A 16,372-nucleotide genomic window follows, 5' to 3' on the forward strand; every position below is an offset into this window, starting at 1 on the left:
ATTATATAATATGCACAAACCCATACAGAAATTGCTTTGTCAAAAATGTTCCACCGGAACGTTTTTGAGGGTAAATGTGTTTGAGCGCTTTACAAGGGGAGGCGGTCGTGTCCGCCTCCCCTCGAAATGCTGTCGCATTTCTCACCCCTTGCTCCGTTTTGAAGGATAAAAGGAGATTTCGCCCTCTGCGGAGGGCGACCAAAGGGCGCCGCCCTTTGGAAACCTGCAAGCCTTTGGAAAAGGCTTGAGCGAAACTTTTAGTGTTATGGTTATTTGTGCAACTTTTTTCATTTCTCCACTTTATCGACAAGCTGAAAGGACGGTTCGCTTTGAACCGTCCTTTTTTGCGGCTGCCGACCCGCAGCAGTCACGCTTAGGCAGTTCGCTTATTGTGGCACGTTAACTTTTATCCGGCTGATACAGCAAAAAATGTCTCACTATGCCTGTGGCAGAGTGAGACATTTTCATAATTTACTTGCGTGATCTGATATAGCTGTGAATAAGGTCTGCGGCGGCTTCAAAGGGCAGCCTGTCGCTTTGTATGCACAGCTCGTAGCTGTCGGAGGAGCCCCATTTTGTCTCGGCGTGATAGTTGTGATAGGAGGCTCTTGCCTTGTCAACTCTGGCAATCTTTGCATAAGCGTCCTTTTCGGAAATACCGTCCATTTCCATTACTCTTGCGGCTCTGAACTCCTTTGAAGCGGTAATGAACACGCTTACAACATCGTAATCGTCCTTGAGAATGTAATCGGCGCAGCGTCCCACAATAACGCAGGGACCCTTAGCGGCTGCAGCTCTGACGGCGTTTATCTGCGCCTCGTATGCCACAAGCTCAATGGGCTTTCCCATATAAAAGCCGCCCTGCTGAGCGTTCATTACAAGGGAATACAGCAGGCTGGCGGTGGGAGTTTCCTCGAAATTCTCCATAAATTTGTCGCACAGTCCGCTCTGCTTTGCAGCTTCGGTGATAAGCTCCTTGTCGTAAAAGGGCAGTCCAAGCTTCTCTGCAAGGGTTTTTCCTATTATCCTGCCGCCGCTTCCGCAGCGCCTGCCGATGGTGATTATCTGTGTTTTTTCCATATGATATGCCTCCTCCCCGAAAGGTAAAACGGGTATTTATACTATAATTATAGCATATTGCTTTGGAAAAATCAATAAGAAATAATGTTTCTGAGTGCAGTTTTTGTCGCTATTGTACATATAAGAGGGCTATTTTCTTTTTATGGTAATATTCCCAAGAGAAAATCCCGATGAGTCCGAGGTGTTATAGGTAACGTGGGAACGGCTGCGGAAGGCGCTCATCTTTTCGCTGTCGCTCATATACCGCATTATTTCGGCGGTGTTGCGGGCGTCGGCAAGGGCGCCGTGCTCTGTGCCGTCAAAGTAGATGTTCAGCGTTCCCAGAGCGTTTGTGAGACCCATTGACTTGAAAAAGCCCATCTGCCGCTGATATATTTTCTGCAGGTCTATCCAGTGGACGAAAAACATATCATAAGCTCCGTCCTCGGGGCATTTGTAGTCGATCTCGTCAAGCATTACGTCCATATCCGAAAGACTCCAGGAATAAAAGGAGCAGGGGGCGTCTCCTATCCACTCCATAAATTTGTGCATTACTTCGTCAAAGCCGTTGCAGGGGGCAAGCTGCTCGTTTGTGATACCCGTAAGGCTTGAAATTTTCTCCTCCACCGTATTATACTGCGGCTTGATGTATTCGTCGAAGGAGCTTATTTCCTTGAGAGAATCGTCCAGCTTTACTGCGCCTATCTCGATTATTTCGTGGCGCATTTTTTCACGTATTTCCGGGACTCTTACGGGGTTAAATTCCAGGTCAAGAATAATTTTGCTGTGATCATTTGGCATTTATCTCATTCCTTTTCTGTGTGTTATCCGAAAGCACTCTGTCAAGCGTTTCCTTGAAAAGCCTTGTGAAAAATTTAACGCAGACTCCTGTGAACAGAGCAGCAATTACCGTACCCTCTCTCAGCCCCACTATTTTAAAATCGAACAATGCAAGAGAAAGTACCGCTGCAAATGTCACGTTTGATATGTCGAAAATTATCTTCACGTTTCCGAATTCCTTCCCCGAAACGTCCGACACCGCCTTCACAAAGGCTTCGCCCGAGTTCATTATGACGTTTGCCGCAACTGACAGGGATATGCCGAAGCCCAGTATCACCGTGCCGCAGACCACTGCCATAAGCCTTGATATGTAGCCCGAAACGGGGAGAAGGCTTGCAATCCGCATTCCAATATCTGTGAACCACCCGAACAGAAAGGACAAGGGCGCCTGCAAAAGCTGTATCAGCTTGAAATTTTTTCTCAGCAGGGCTATCTGACCTGCTATGAGTATTAAGTTCCAGATAATGAGCCAGCTGCTCAGAGACAGGGCGGTAAATTTCATACTCATCACATTCGCCGCCGAGGATATGGGTGACACTCCCAGCTCGCCTCTTTTGGTGACAGCCACACCCAGCGCCGAAATAAACAGGCTTATTATAAACAGCCCATACCGCTTTAAAAGTTCTCTGCGGCTCATTTTTTCTCCCATAAAAGACCTCGCAAAAAGGGCGGACAGAAAAAACTGACCGCCCGTTATATTATTTTGTATTGGTGAATTTCCAGCGGAATGTGGAAATTCGCTGAGCCTTTGTGTTATCATAGGAAATGTTGCTGCAGGCAATGCTAAGATCGTTGTATCGGTAATCTGTTTTTGCTGCCTTTGAGCCGAACAGCGCCGCAGCACCTTTAACTGCATCAGAGCCGTAATTTCGGGACATTACTGCGCCGATCTTATGGTCGTTCCGGAGAGTTTCCACGATCTCCTTTGCCTGAATGGGTTTGGAGTCGCATACGTTATATACTCCCGGGTATGAGATCCCCGCAGGACAGGTGAGTATGCCGTTTATGAAATCTACGATATTGTAAAGGCAGGTGAAGGTATAGCCATAATCACCATAGCCGTAAACAAATGCACAGCCGTCCTTGGGGTCGTATACCTTTGCCTTGAGGTTATCGGTGAAATCCTTTGTATAAATGGGGCAGACACGCATTATTACACCTTTGGTGGAAGCCTTCTTCAAAGCTGCCGCCAGCGCCTTTTCCGAGTCGGCCTTGAGCTTTGCATATATGGTGGTGGGCTTTTCGGTCATAGTCTCTCTTATAGGCTCTCTTGTTTTCTGAGGAGCATATATCTGATGGGTGCTTATCATTATGATATCTGACAGGTTAGCGCCAACAGCCGCTTTGTACAGATATTTATCAACGGCGGCGCTTTCTTTTTCTTCATCGGAGGAAAGAACCGACGGGAAATCATTGTCAACGGTACAAGCCAGATGTATCAGAATGTCCACCTTGCTTCCGTTTAATATACCCGTTATTTTGTCCTTGTCGCTTATGGGACACTGGATATAGCTTAAATTGTCGTTTCCGCCGAAAGGATCGGGAGCTTTATCCGTTGCTATTACGTTATAACCCTTTGAGAGCAGCATTTCTACAACTGCCTTGCCGATCATACCTGCGGCGCCGGTTACAAGTATAGTTTTCATCAAAATTCTCCTTTCCGACGCAATATAGTGAAGCGGGCATAAATATGCACACTTCGTTACTTATAATAATTATACCACACCCTCAGAAAAAATCAATAGTATTTTTAAATACATTTATTAAATTTATACTAACAGAGTGATAAATCATACCCGGTACTGCACTATTTTTTATGAACAAACTGTTTACGTACCCGGAATATTCCCAGATATCCTAAATAAAGCCATATTTTTGGGATATTTTCATCAAAAAGACGATTGACATTTTGTAAAAAATGTTATAAAATAAAATATGTAATGCATTTCTTGCCGTAGGGCATTTTTGGGGGGCCGTAAAGCGGACGAGATCGGCATTAAGCGTGATATCAGAAAGGAAAGATATTAAAATGAATAAGCTTTTTAAAGCTCTGACAGCTTCGGCGGCAGGCTTGTTTGCGGCGGCGGCTCTGACGATTACCGTCTGTGCGGAGGATTACACATTTGAGATCTCCGAGCCCGTTCAGACGAACGGAGACTGGTCTCAGTCCTTTGTTTATTACACCGCCAATGACGAGGGTCATCCCGGAAATTTCGACGCCACCTGGATGACTTCCGACTCAGAGGTCATTGTAGAATATACATATGAGGGCGACAGCTCCTCAAGGGCTCCTCTCGAGCTTATCTGGCAGACCTGGGAAAACGGTCCTGTGGAACCTAATCCCGATGTAAAGAGAAGCTGGAACAAGATCACTCCTTATGAATACGACGAGACCACAGCAAAATTCTCCTTTGAGGATATTGCTGCTAAGTACGGCACCGACGATTTTGCTACCGTATATGCCATTAACGTAGGCGACACGGGCGTTAAGCTCACCGTAACGGGCGTTACCATAACAAACTGCGATATTCCCGAGGAAGAAGCAGAGGCGGAGACTGAGGTCGGTGAGGAAGATACTGAAGCCGAGTCTGAGGAAGAGGCTGCCGAAGAAGAAACCGAGACTGAAAAGGTGACCGAAAAGGAAACCGAAGCCACTACTACCGTTAAGGAGACCAAAGCTCCCGAGACTGAGGCGACTACGACCGAAGCAACCACAAATATCGCCGATAATGCTCCGAAGGAGGGCGGCGGCGGTGCTGTTGCGGTAACTGTTATCATAATCGTTATCGTTGTAGCGGCTGTTGTTGTGGGAATTTACTTTATGATAAAGAAAAATAAGGGCAAGTATTATTGATACAGAAAAAAATGTGACCCGCTCTCAGTAAATGAGAACGGGTCTTATTTTTTGCCGTATCACTCGCCGTCGGTTTCCTTTGTGAGACGGACTCTGTTCTTTTTAAATTCCTGCTTGAGCTGGCGGGGGAGGAAAAGCTCCATACCGTCAAGTATCTTTTCGTTGGGAGTAAAGATGAGGCGGACATTGCCCTCGGTCTTATGGACAAAATCGGCATAATAATCCTGCCCCGAGCCGCTGGAGGCGAGAACGGTGGTCCCGCTGAAGTCGGGAGCTTCACTTAAAAGTCCGAAAGCGGTAAAATCCCCTATGGAAGCGCTTACGAGACGCTTTCTCTTTCTCTTGCCGATTATCTTGTCAATATCGAAATCGCCGTTGGTGAGGATATACTCGTATTCGGCGTCAATGCCGGTCATTAGGTAATATGCCCCGTAGAATACGCCTGCGATGATGAACAGGCTTATGGGGAAGAATATAAACCAGAACGCCGCAGCCGCAAGAACAGCGGTGCCAAGCCCTATAAGCACTCTTTTGACCATATCGCCTCCTGTGGGTGCTTTGCTTACGAGACATTCTGCATAAAAATCATTGTTCATTTTTGTATCGTCCTTTCGATTATCATTGCCCCATAAATTTTATTATAGCATATTACATCAAGTATTTCAAGCACAAATTATAAACACTTTCAAAAGCCGAAAAAATGTTTTGAAAAAGCTTGACAAATTGATACAAATGTGCTATAATATATACAAAGAAAAAACCCGAAAGATTTTTCTTTCGGGCAGGCTTTTCTTTTCGGTACTGATCACTGATTGTCCTCGATGTACTTAACGATATCGCCGACGGTCTTGATGTCCTTGACTGCTTCGTCGGGGATCTCTACGTCGAACTCTTCCTCAAGGGACATTACCAGGTCAACTACGTCCAGAGAATCTGCACCCAGGTCGTCCTGAATGTTTGCCTCTGCTACTACCTTCTCAGCATCAACGTCAAGCTGATCTGCGATGAGCTCCTTAACCTTATCGAATACCATTTGTTTTTCCTCCTTGTGATTGTGTATCATAAAGACTATTGTCCTTACTTTGTGGTTTTTATCGGCGGTTTATTCCTCTGCGGATGCATTTTCTGCGAACACACCGATTTTTCTAAATTTATTATATCGTTCATTCAGCAAAACGTCAATATCTTTTTTCATTTTACTGTTCAGCGATTTCACCAAAAAATCAGAGATATTTTCGGCAGTTGTTTCGGGATCGTTGTGTGCGCCTCCCTCAGGCTCGGGGATTATTGCCTCCGCAATGCCTAAATTAACGGCGTCTTCGGCGGTCACACGCATTATATTGCAGGCTTCACGCTCTTTTGAAGCGTCTTTCCATAAAATGGAAGCAAAGCCTCTTGGTGAAATTACCGAATAAATTGAGTTCTCAAGCATTGCAAGTTCGTCGCATACTCCGAGAGCAAGTGCGCCGCCGCTTCCGCCTTCGCCTAAGACTACTGAGATAACGGGAGTCTTTAGAACCATAAACTCCGCAAGATTTCGGGCAATTGCTTCGCCCTGTCCTCTTTTTTCCGCTGCCACTCCGCAGAATGCGCCGGGAGTGTCGATAAAGCATATGACCGGGCGGTGGAATTTCTCCGCCTGATGGGCAAGTCTTAATGCCTTGCGGTAGCCCTCGGGGTGGGGCATTGCAAAGTTTGAAGCCTTGTTTTCAAAGATATCTCTGCCCTTGACCTCGGCTATGACGGTGACGGGGATATTGCCAAGTCTGCCGATACCGCCGAGAATTGCTCCGTCGTCACCGAAAAGACGGTCGCCGTGAAGCTCGAAGAAGTCATTGAAGATAAGGGGGAGATAGTCCCTGATAGTGGGACGCTTTTTGTTCCTGATTATCTCAAGGCGCTCATAGGGCGTGATCACGCCGCTTGTAATATTTTCCTCAGACACGGATATCCACCTCCTTATAGGGCTTATGGAGACGGATAAGGTGGGCTATGGTGCGGCGGAGGTTTTTGCGCTCCACGATCATATCCGCAAATCCGTTTTCAAGTGTAAATTCCGCAGACTGGAAATCCTCGGGGAGCCTTTGCTTTATGGTTCCCTCAATAACTCGTCTGCCTGCAAAGCCCACCAGCACCTTCGGCTCGGCGATTATGATATCGCCAAGTGAGGCAAATGACGCTGTTACGCCGCCTGTGGTGGGGTCGGTGAGGACGGTTATGTAAAGTCCTCCCGCCTGGGAAAGCTTTGCCGCTGCGCCGCTGGTCTTTGCCATCTGCATAAGGGAGACAAGTCCCTCCTGCATTCTTGCTCCCCCCGATGCGGTGAAAAGCACCAGCGGCAGCTTCTTCTCTGCGGCGGCTTCAAAGGCTCTTGTGACCTTTTCGCCTACCACGCTGCCCATTGACGCCATCATAAAGTGGGAGTCCATTATGCCGATAATGCAGCGCTCGCCCTTTATCGTACATTCGCCTGTGATCACTGCTTCGGTAAGTCCCGTTTTTTCCCTGAGTCCTGCGATCTTTTCCTCGTAGTCGGGGAAATCTATGGGATTAAGGCTTGTCATATCCTTGTCGTATTCAACGAAGCTGTCCTTATCTGCGGTTATGGAAAGACGTTCCCTTGCGCTTATCCTGCTGTGATAGCCGCAGGAGGGGCATACCCATTTGTTGTTCTCAAGCTCGTCGGCGGTGCAGCTCTCGGAGCAGCGGGGACATTTGAACTGCTTTTCGGCAGGGGTATCGGGTGCTTTTGCGCTGTCGTCCACGTTAAAGCGGGCGGTGACGACCTTGAACAGATCCTCTAACAATCTTTTCGCCTCAATTCGTTAGCTTATTTTCCCTTGACAGCTTTCTGCCCAGATAGCCGATATCGTATGTTCCGCTTTCAAATGCGCTGTCTCTGATAAGGGAGAGCTGGAAATCTATGTTGGTATCCACTCCCTCGACGATGAACTCCGCCAATGCCCATTTCATTTTGGCAATGGCTTCCTCTCTTGTGGGGGCGTGGACTATGAGCTTGGCTATCATACTGTCGTAGTAGGGGGGAATGGTGTAGCCCTGATATACGGAGCTGTCCACACGTATGCCGGGTCCTCCCGGAATGTGGAGCGCAGTTATCTGTCCGGGACTTGGGCGGAAATTGAAATCGGGATTTTCCGCATTTATACGGCACTCGATGGAATGGCCTGTGATGGAGATATCCTTTTGTGTAAAGGGAAGTCTTGCACCGTCGGCTATCTTTATCTGGTGCTTGACCAGGTCTATGCCTGTTACGGCTTCGGTTATGGGGTGCTCCACCTGGATACGGGTGTTCATTTCCATAAAGTAGAAGCGTCTGCCCGAGTCCACAAGGAACTCGATGGTGCCTGCGTTGGTGTAGCCGCATACTCTTGCCGCTGTCACCGCCGCACGTCCCATTTTTTCACGAAGCTCGGGAGTCATAATGGGGGAGGGGGTCTCCTCCAGCACCTTCTGATTTCTCCTTTGCATTGAGCAGTCACGCTCACCTAAGTACACGGTATTTCCGAATTTGTCGGCGAGTATCTGCACCTCGATATGCTTGGGATTTACGATAAATTTCTCCATATAGATGCTGTCGTCGCCGAAGAAATTCTTCGCTTCCTGCTTTGCGGCGATTATGGCGTCCTCAAGATCCTCGGGGCGTTCAACGAGACGTATGCCACGTCCGCCGCCGCCTGCGGAAGCCTTTACCATAAGGGGACAGCCGATCTCGGCGCAGAGCCTTTTGGCGGTCTCCATATCGGGGACTGCTCCGTCGGAGCCGGGGATAACGGGTACTCCCGCCGCTTTCATTGCCTTTTTTGCAGCCGCCTTATCGCCAAGCATACTGATAGACTTGGGACGGGGGCCTATGAAAACTATGTTATTTTCCTCGCACATACGGGCAAAATCCGCATTCTCGGAGAGAAAGCCGAAGCCCGGGTGGATAGCCTCCGCTCCTGTCATTTTGCAGGCTTCTATGAGGGCTGCGGCGTTTAAATAGCTGTCCTTGGTGGCAGGGGGACCTATGCATACGCTTTCGTCGGCGATCTGAGCGTGGAGAGCGTGCTTGTCGGCGGTGGAATAGACGGTGACGGTGTGTATTCCAAGCTCCCTGCAAGCTCTGATTATTCTGACGGCGATCTCGCCTCGGTTAGCTATAAGAACTTTTTTAAACATTTTTACTCAGAGCCTTTCGGGTTTACTTTATGGCAAAGGTGATCTCGGCGGTAACTGCTTTTTCGCCGTTTACGGTGCATATTCCCTTTCCTACGCCGATGGGTCCCTTGACCTTGATTATCTCAACTTCGATCTTGAGCCTGTCCCCGGGGACTACCTGTCTGCGGAATTTCGCTTCCTTTATTCCGCCGAAAAAGCCTATCTTGCCCTTGCTTTCGGGGAGGGTGAGCATTGCCGCACAGCCTGCCTGCGCCATCATCTCTACCATAAGCACGCCCGGTACTACGGGATAATCGGGGAAATGTCCCTTGAACCAGAATTCCTCGGGGGTCATATTTTTATATGCCACCACACGCTTGCCCGGCTCCAGCTCCTCTATCTCGTCAATGAGGAGAAAGGGGTCACGGTGGGGGATAAGTTCCTTTATCTGTTCCTTGTTGTAAAGCATTGCACGTCCTCCTTAACCGATTATCATTACAGGCTGGTCAAACTCCACAGCCTCGCCGTTTTTCACAAGAAGCTTCTTGACGGTGCCGTCAACGGGGCAGGGTATCTCGTTCATTATCTTCATAGACTCGATTATCATTACGATATCTCCACGTTTTACCTTCTGTCCCACCTGGACGAAGGGGGGCTTGTCGGGGGCGGGGGAGGAGTAATATGTGCCTACTATGGGGGCTTTTACAGTCTCGCCTTCGGCTGCCTGCTCGGAGGGCTTAGCTTCCGATTTGGCAGGAGCTGCTTCGGCTGCCTGAGCTGCCATAGGTGCGGCAAAGACGGGCTGTGCAGGGGGCGGGGGAGGAGGGAGAGGACGTCCCTTGATAACGAGCTTTGCGCCGATATCCTCGTCCTCAAGGCGTATCTCGCCCAGATCTTTTTCTTTTATGATGTCCGCAAGAGCGGCAATATCCTCTATTTCAAGGTCAAAGGGCAATGTACCCATTTCTTTTCAGTCCTTTCGGGTTTCGCTTATTCTGCGTATTTCTTGAAGCAAAGTGTGGCGTTGTGTCCGCCGAAGCCAAGGTTATTGGTGAGGGCGGCGTTTACCGTCATATTTCTGTTTCCGTCGGTGCAGTTGTCAAGGTCGCACTCGGGGTCGGGCACTTTAAAGCCTACGGTCTTATGCACAAAGTCCTCCTTGCAGGAGAGGGCAGTTACTATTGCTTCTACTGCGCCTGCGGCTCCTAAAAGGTGACCTGTCATTGACTTGGTGGAGTTTACCACTACCTTCTTTGCGGCGTCGCCCAGAGCAAGCTTTATTGCTGTTGTTTCGCAGAGGTCGTTTAAATGTGTGGAGGTGCCGTGAGCGTTGATATAGTCGATATCCTCGGGGGCAAGTCCTGCTTCTTCATATGCCTGTCTGATAGCTGCTGCGGCTGCTTCGCCTGCAGGGTCGGGAGAGGTCATATGGTATGCGTCGCAGGTTGCGCCGTAGCCTGCTATTTCGGCGTATATCTTTGCGCCTCTTGCCTTGGCGTGCTCCATTTCCTCGAGAATGAGCATACCGCTTCCCTCACCCAGAACAAAGCCGTTTCTTTCGGCGTCAAAGGGAATGGAGCATCTCTCAAGGTCGGTGGAACGGGAGAGGGCTTTCATATTATTGAAGCCTGCAAGGGCAAACTCGTTTACGCAGGCTTCTGCTCCGCCTGCTATGCACACGTCAAGATAGCCGTCCTTTATTCGTCTGAAGGCTTCGCCCACAGCGTGGGTGGAGGAGGCGCAGGCGGTGGTGGTGCAGTAGTTTGCACCCTTGAATTTGGTCTTCATCGAAATTGTGCCTGCTGCCATATTTGCGATCATTGCGGGGATATAGAACACGGAAACTCTTCCGGGACCCTTTTCCATATACTTTGCATATTCCTGCATTGTAAGGTCAAGTCCGCCTATGCCTACGCCTGCGATAACGCCCGCTCTGTAGGGGTCGATATCCTCAAACTTGGTGCCTGCGTCCGACAATGCCTCAAGTGCGGCATAGACTGCAAACTGGGTAAATCTGTCAAGCCTTTTGGCTTCCTTCTTGTCAACATATTTTTCAATGGAAAATTCCTTTACGGGAGCGCCGATACGTACCTCGAAGCCCTCGCTTATCATATCGTCAAGAAAGCTGAAGCCCAGCTTGTTTGCCTTGATATTGCTCCAGAATTCTTCAAGGGAGTTTCCTAAGGGGGATACGACTCCCATTCCTGTGACTGCAACTCTTCTCATACATCCGATCCTTTCGTGGTTGATTTTACGTGTATACGGCAGCTGTTACATTGAAATGCCGCCGGAAATTTCGATGACCTGTCCTGTTACATAGGAGGCGTCATCGGAGGCGAGGAAGGATACAACTCCTGCGATCTCTTCGGGCTCGCCGTAACGCTTCATTGCTATCTGGGCAAGCATTGCGGCTTTCTGCTCCTCGGTGAGCTTATCGGTCATGGGGGTGTGGATAAAGCCGGGTGCTACGGCGTTGCAGGTGACATTTCTTGCGCCCAGCTCCTTGGCTACTGTCTTTGTCATACCGATTATAGCGGCTTTGGAGGCACTATAGTTTATTTGTCCGGGGTTGCCGTAAAGTCCTGCTACGGAAGCGAGGTTGATGATACGTCCGCTTCTCTGGCGCATCATTACATTGCCGACAAATTTGGTCATATTGAACACGCTCTTCTGGTTTACGGCGATGACCATATCGTACTGTTCCTCCGGCATTCTTGCCATAAGTCCGTCTCTGGTGATGCCTGCGTTGTTTACGAGGACGTCAATTGTGCCGAAACGCTCCTTGACTGCCTTTACCATTGCTTCGCACTGGTCGAACTTTGACACGTCTGCGCAGAATATCTCCGCTTCTACTCCGAGAGCCTTTACCTTGTCAACGATATCATTGTTTTCAAACATTGTCATATTGAGGTCGTTGAATGCGATGTTCATTCCGTCTTTTGCAAGTCTCAGAGCAATGGCTGCGCCTATTCCTCTGGACGAGCCTGTGATTATAGCTGTTTTTGCCATTTTTGATCCTTCCTTTCTTGAGAGTTTTGTGGTTTCCGTAAGGAAATCTTTGTCGTCAGACAAAGAAACAAAACTCGGATTGAAAATCTTTGATTTTCAATCATTCCTCCGTATATAGAAGTGTTGTTATTGTATTTATTGACAGAAAATGGGTGTGTCAATCAGAAATCTACGCCGAGAAGCTTGCCTGCCTGCTGGGAAAGCTCGGTCATTATCTGCTTTACGGGCTTTACCTCGTTTATCATTCCTGCGATAAGTCCGCAGAGCATTGAGCCTTCGTCGGTGTTGCCGTCAACAACTGCCTTTCTGAGAGAGCCTACGGTGAGTGCTTCGAAATCCTCGGGGGGAGCAGCTTTCTTTTCCATTTCCTGGAGCTGCTTTGTGTACTTGCTCTTTATGCAGCGGCAGGGGCTTCCCGAATAGAAGCCTGTGATGGCGTTGTCGGTGTCCTTTGCCTTGATAACGGCGTTTTTGTAGTTCTCGTGTATCTGACATTCGTCGGAGGCAAGGAAGCGTGTGCCTATCTGAACGCCCTCTGCGCCAAGCATAAAGGATGCGGCAATTCCTCTGCCGTCCGCAATTCCGCCTGCGGCGATAACTGGCACGCTTACTGCGTCGACTACCTGGGGAACAAGGCACATTGTGGTATTCTGACCGATATGTCCGCCCGACTCGGTGCCCTCTGCGATAACTGCGTCTGCGCCGATGCGCTCAAGTCTTTTTGCAAGGGCTACGGAGGGTACTACGGGAATTACCTTGATGCCTGCCTCTTTCCAGGCTGCGATGTACTGTCCGGGGTTTCCTGCGCCTGTGGTGACGAAGGACACGCCCTCTTCAATTACCAGCTTTGCAAGCTCCTCTGCGTTGGGGGACATAAGCATTATGTTTACGCCGAAGGGCTTGTCTGTAAGCTCCTTGCACTTTCTTATCTCGCTTCTCAGGTAGTCAATGGGTGCGCTGCCGCCTGCGATTATGCCTGCGCCGCCTGCGTTAGATACTGCGGAGGCAAGCTTGCTTTCTGCTATCCACGCCATTCCGCCCTGGATTATGGGCTTTTCAATTCCGAGAAGCTCGGTCACTCTGTTTTTCATATGTGATGTTCCTTTCTGAGTTTATTTCTTCTTTCCTTTAAAATGCCGTATCAGCAAAACTGCGGCGGTTATAACTCCAATAACAAGAATTATGGGCAGGAGAGATCCCGAAGTGTCCATTTCAATTACAGGGTCGTCTACAACGTCCGCAAATCGTGTGTAATATATGCCGTTCATACGCTTTCCTTTCTCAATACTCGATTATTACCGAGCCGAGTGTCAGTCCTGCGCCGAAGCCTACGAGACATACCTTCATTCCACGTTTCAGCACGCCCTTTTCGACTGCCTCGTTGAGGGCGATGGGAATGGAGGCGCTGGAGGTGTTGCCGTGCATATCAATATTCGTGAAGAATTTATCCATCGAAACGCCCAGATTTTTTGCGGCGGTCTCGATAATTCTGATATTCGCCTGGTGGGGAATGAAAAGGTCGATATCCGAAATGTCAAGGCTTATCTTGTCCGCTGCGTTCTTTGCGGCGGTGGGGAGCGCCTTGGTGGCGAATTTATATACTTCCTTGCCGTCCTGGATAAGAAGTCTGTGGTCAACGGAGGGGTCGGTCTCGTCGTCAACGGTGAAATGATCTTCGGTGGTGAAGGGGCTGTGGGGATACTGGTTCTTGGCGTAGAGGAATTTTGCACCCGTTCCGTCAGCTCCCAGCCAGCTTGTGAAAAGCTTGTCAGATCTTTCCAGTATCACCGCTGCTGCTCCGTCTCCGAAAAGCACGCAGGAGGAACGGTCGGCAAAGTTTGTGATATAGGAAAGGTTCTCGTTGGCGGACACAAGCACATATTTAAGGTTCTCGTCCGTTGCAAGGAAACGGCAGGCGGTATCTACCGCATACACAAAACCCGAGCAGGCTGCTCCAAGGTCAAATGCCGCTGCATTTACCGCACCTGTTTCACGCTGGATAAGGCAGGAGGCGGAGGGGGTCACAAAATCGTTTGTGATGGTGGAGGAGATTATAAGACCGATATCTTTGGGGTCTATACCTGCTCTTTCTATCGCCTGCTTTGATGCCATTGCTCCCATATACCAGGTAGGCTCGCAGTTGGACATTCTTCTCTGTCCGATGCCTGTTCGTGTTCTGATCCACTCGTCGTTTGTTTCAACGATCTTTGCCATATCGTCGTTGGTTACTGCAAGCAGGGGAGCGTAGCCGCCTGTTGACACAATATTTATTCCGCTCATCTGACTTATCAATCCTTTCGGGTCACTTGCCCGGAGCTATGGAAATCTGATTTTCCGGGCGTTATACTATTGTAATTTATGATAAAATATGTTATTATAATTAGTGTGGCGAATATCTCCCCACACACAGTACAATACATTATATATTGTAATATATTTTAACGGCTCTTGTCAACTGATATTTTGGTAATTTTGAAAAAATTTACTGATGAATGTTCAAGTGATACAAAGAATTTGGCCGAAATTTGTCACTATCGGCATTTTTTATACGTGGCGTAAAATTATATTATAATAATACTTATTGTGATATCAATAAAATTTTCGGAGGTTTTGCAGATGACAGCGGAAAAAACAGTTTTTTTATTTTCGGGACAGGGTTCTCAGTATGCGGGTATGGGCGTTTCTCTTATTGAAAAATATCCCGAGCTTAGAGGCATTTTTGACGAGGCAAGCGATATTTTAGGCTTCGACCTTTTTGACAAGTGTGCAAATGCGCCCGAGGAGGAGCTTGCAAGGACGGTAGTTTCTCAGCCCGGTATTATGGCGGTGTCCCTTTGCGCTGCCGAGGCTCTTAAAATAAACGGCATCAACGCTTCTGCGGCGGCGGGTCATTCGCTGGGCGAGTATGCGGCGATGGTTTATACGGGAATGGTTTCACGTGCCGACGGTTTCAGGCTCATCAAGGCGAGAAGTGAGGCTATGCAGAAGGCTGCCGAAGCAAACAAGGGCGCTATGTATGCCATTATCGGCAAGAGTGTAGAGGAAATTGAAAAGGTTTGCTCCGAGACAGAGGGCTATGTTCTTCCCGTAAACTACAATTCCTCCGTTCAGACGGTAATTGCAGGCGAGGAGGACGCTGCAAAGGCGGCTGCGGACGCTCTGGCAGCTATGGGCGCAAGGGCTATAAAGCTTAATGTGGCTTCTGCGTTCCACTCAAAGCTTATGCAGAGTGCGGCTGATGAGTTCAAGCCTGCGGCGGAGAAAATTGTATTTTCTGAGCCGAAGATAAAGATGTTCTCCAATATTACGGGCAAAGTGCTTGATGATATTTCCGATATGCCGGGACGACTTGCAAAGCACATCGTTTCTCCCGTAAGATTTACGGACGAGCTTGCAGCTCTCAGCGAGATGGGTTATGACACATTTATTGAGTGCGGTCCAAACAAGGTGCTTGCGGGTCTTGTGAAGAAAACTCTCAAGGGCGTTGATATTTATAATGTTCAGGACGCTGACAGCCTTGCTAAGGTTATTGGATAAATACCATATATAGTAAATTTTTACAGGTATACTATTATATATAGTATTTCACTGAAAGAAAGGATCGAAAAAATATGAAGCATTACGGTCTGCTGGGATTTCCTCTGAAGCACACTATGTCTCCCCCAATTCATCAGAGACTTTTTGAGCTTGAGGGCGTTTCCGATTTTGATTACACTTTAAAGGAATACTCTCCCGAGGAGCTTGAGGGCAAAATTTCCGATGTTCTGGCTCTTGACGGATTTAACATCACCATTCCCCACAAGGTGGAGATCATCAAGTACATTGACGAGCTTGCAGACTCTGCCAAGAGATATAATTCCGTTAACTGCGTTGCACGAAAGGACGGAAAATATATCGGCTATAACACCGACTGCGACGGTTTCCTCCGTTCTCTCGAGGCTGCGGGGGCAAGACTTGATGGAAAAGTCCTCCAATGCGGCTGCGGCGGAGTGGGCAGAATGATAGCTATTGAAGCTGTGCGGCACGGCGCTGAGCTTACTGTGTCCGTTCCCGAGGGCTTTGAGGACACGGTGGAGCCTGTTAAGGAATATGCGAGAGCTAACGGATTTTCCGATGATATAAAGGTTGTCCACCCGGGTGAGATAAGCGGAAAGTTTGACCTGCTCATAAATGCTTCCCCTGTGGGAATGTTTCCCAAGGTGGAAAATTGCCCCGTTTCTGAGGACGTTATCAAAAACTGCGGCTTTGTTTTTGATGTTATCTACAATCCCGAGCGCACAAAGCTTATGCAGACTGCCGAAAGCTTTGGCATAAAGACCTGCGGCGGTATGGCTATGCTTGTATGGCAGGCGGTGGTGGCTCACGAGATATGGAGCGGCGCAAAATACAATGACAGCGATATTGCAAAGCTTATTTCCGATATGCATAAGCTGATGGCGGAAAAGGAATAAT

At 48.6% G+C, this 16,372-nt stretch carries 19 protein-coding genes; 3 read left to right on the top strand and 16 right to left on the bottom strand.

Features of this window, described 5'->3' with window-relative positions; all coding sequences use genetic code 11:
* Positions 1–471 precede the first annotated feature (471 nt).
* The 4 genes from ACR0QN_RS08695 to ACR0QN_RS08710 all read right to left on the bottom strand — a co-directional run bounded on the left by ACR0QN_RS08695 (position 472) and on the right by ACR0QN_RS08710 (position 3,545).
* Positions 472–1,080, bottom strand: a complete 609-nt coding sequence (locus ACR0QN_RS08695) for an AAA family ATPase (protein WP_432650817.1) — start codon at positions 1,078–1,080, stop codon at positions 472–474.
* Between the two features lie 129 nt (positions 1,081–1,209).
* On the bottom strand, positions 1,210–1,860 hold the full coding sequence (locus tag ACR0QN_RS08700) for an exonuclease domain-containing protein (protein ID WP_432650818.1): 651 nt from the start codon (positions 1,858–1,860) through the stop codon (positions 1,210–1,212).
* Positions 1,850–2,548 carry a YczE/YyaS/YitT family protein gene (locus ACR0QN_RS08705; RefSeq protein WP_432650819.1) on the bottom strand — a complete coding sequence of 233 codons (699 nt, stop codon included), beginning with the start codon at positions 2,546–2,548 and terminating at the stop codon, positions 1,850–1,852. Before ACR0QN_RS08705 ends, ACR0QN_RS08700 begins: the two co-directional genes overlap by 11 nt.
* Before the next feature lie 49 nt (positions 2,549–2,597).
* Positions 2,598–3,545 carry an NAD-dependent epimerase/dehydratase family protein gene (locus ACR0QN_RS08710; RefSeq protein ID WP_432650820.1) on the bottom strand — a complete coding sequence of 316 codons (948 nt, stop codon included), beginning with the start codon at positions 3,543–3,545 and terminating at the stop codon, positions 2,598–2,600.
* Between the two features lie 383 nt (positions 3,546–3,928).
* Here ACR0QN_RS08710 and ACR0QN_RS08715 point away from each other — a divergent pair, with 383 nt between their 5' ends.
* On the top strand, positions 3,929–4,753 hold the full coding sequence (locus ACR0QN_RS08715) for a hypothetical protein (RefSeq protein ID WP_432650821.1): 825 nt from the start codon (positions 3,929–3,931) through the stop codon (positions 4,751–4,753).
* 59 nt (positions 4,754–4,812) lie between these two features.
* Here ACR0QN_RS08715 and ACR0QN_RS08720 read toward each other — a convergent pair whose 3' ends face one another.
* From ACR0QN_RS08720 to ACR0QN_RS08775, 12 genes are all read right to left on the bottom strand, one after another.
* Positions 4,813–5,349 (bottom strand): DUF6106 family protein, encoded by a 537-nt coding sequence (locus tag ACR0QN_RS08720; protein ID WP_432650822.1) that lies wholly within the window; start codon positions 5,347–5,349, stop codon positions 4,813–4,815.
* Positions 5,350–5,558: 209 nt separating this feature from the next.
* Positions 5,559–5,786 (bottom strand): acyl carrier protein, encoded by a 228-nt coding sequence (locus tag ACR0QN_RS08725; protein WP_432650823.1) that lies wholly within the window; start codon positions 5,784–5,786, stop codon positions 5,559–5,561.
* Positions 5,787–5,855: 69 nt separating this feature from the next.
* The gene (locus ACR0QN_RS08730) at positions 5,856–6,698 is read right to left on the bottom strand and encodes an acetyl-CoA carboxylase carboxyltransferase subunit alpha (RefSeq protein ID WP_432650824.1); all 843 of its coding nucleotides are present in this window, start codon (positions 6,696–6,698) and stop codon (positions 5,856–5,858) included.
* Complete coding sequence (gene accD, locus ACR0QN_RS08735) at positions 6,691–7,560, bottom strand: acetyl-CoA carboxylase, carboxyltransferase subunit beta (protein ID WP_432650825.1); 870 nt, start codon at positions 7,558–7,560, stop codon at positions 6,691–6,693. The genes ACR0QN_RS08730 and accD overlap by 8 nt, the downstream gene beginning before the upstream one ends.
* Positions 7,561–7,570: 10 nt before the next feature.
* Entirely contained in the window at positions 7,571–8,932 is a 1,362-nt protein-coding gene (locus ACR0QN_RS08740) for an acetyl-CoA carboxylase biotin carboxylase subunit (RefSeq protein WP_432650826.1), read from the bottom strand.
* A 22-nt stretch (positions 8,933–8,954) separates the two neighbouring features.
* Positions 8,955–9,380, bottom strand: a complete 426-nt coding sequence (gene fabZ / locus ACR0QN_RS08745) for a 3-hydroxyacyl-ACP dehydratase FabZ (RefSeq protein WP_432650827.1) — start codon at positions 9,378–9,380, stop codon at positions 8,955–8,957.
* A gap of 12 nt (positions 9,381–9,392) precedes the next feature.
* Complete coding sequence (accB, locus tag ACR0QN_RS08750; protein WP_432650828.1) at positions 9,393–9,875, bottom strand: acetyl-CoA carboxylase biotin carboxyl carrier protein; 483 nt, start codon at positions 9,873–9,875, stop codon at positions 9,393–9,395.
* Positions 9,876–9,901: 26 nt separating this feature from the next.
* Positions 9,902–11,137 carry a beta-ketoacyl-ACP synthase II gene (gene fabF, locus ACR0QN_RS08755; RefSeq protein WP_432650829.1) on the bottom strand — a complete coding sequence of 412 codons (1,236 nt, stop codon included), beginning with the start codon at positions 11,135–11,137 and terminating at the stop codon, positions 9,902–9,904.
* 45 nt (positions 11,138–11,182) lie between these two features.
* Positions 11,183–11,920, bottom strand: coding sequence for a 3-oxoacyl-[acyl-carrier-protein] reductase (gene fabG, locus ACR0QN_RS08760; protein ID WP_432650830.1), 738 nt, complete (start codon positions 11,918–11,920; stop codon positions 11,183–11,185).
* Positions 11,921–12,081: 161 nt separating this feature from the next.
* Positions 12,082–13,011: an enoyl-[acyl-carrier-protein] reductase FabK gene (fabK, locus tag ACR0QN_RS08765; protein WP_432650831.1), complete on the bottom strand. Its 930-nt coding sequence runs from the start codon at positions 13,009–13,011 to the stop codon at positions 12,082–12,084.
* 21 nt (positions 13,012–13,032) lie between these two features.
* Complete coding sequence (locus ACR0QN_RS08770; RefSeq protein ID WP_432650832.1) at positions 13,033–13,188, bottom strand: hypothetical protein; 156 nt, start codon at positions 13,186–13,188, stop codon at positions 13,033–13,035.
* A gap of 13 nt (positions 13,189–13,201) precedes the next feature.
* Complete coding sequence (locus ACR0QN_RS08775; protein WP_432650833.1) at positions 13,202–14,200, bottom strand: beta-ketoacyl-ACP synthase III; 999 nt, start codon at positions 14,198–14,200, stop codon at positions 13,202–13,204.
* A 336-nt stretch (positions 14,201–14,536) separates the two neighbouring features.
* Between ACR0QN_RS08775 and ACR0QN_RS08780 the strand changes: the two genes are divergently transcribed.
* On the top strand, positions 14,537–15,457 hold the full coding sequence (locus tag ACR0QN_RS08780) for an ACP S-malonyltransferase (RefSeq protein ID WP_432650834.1): 921 nt from the start codon (positions 14,537–14,539) through the stop codon (positions 15,455–15,457).
* Positions 15,458–15,531: 74 nt separating this feature from the next.
* Positions 15,532–16,371 carry a shikimate dehydrogenase family protein gene (locus tag ACR0QN_RS08785; protein WP_432650835.1) on the top strand — a complete coding sequence of 280 codons (840 nt, stop codon included), beginning with the start codon at positions 15,532–15,534 and terminating at the stop codon, positions 16,369–16,371.
* The last annotated feature ends 1 nt before the right edge of the window (position 16,372 follow it).

Source organism: Huintestinicola sp., from assembly GCF_050874005.1.
Taxonomy (GTDB): Bacteria; Bacillota; Clostridia; order Oscillospirales; family Ruminococcaceae; genus Huintestinicola.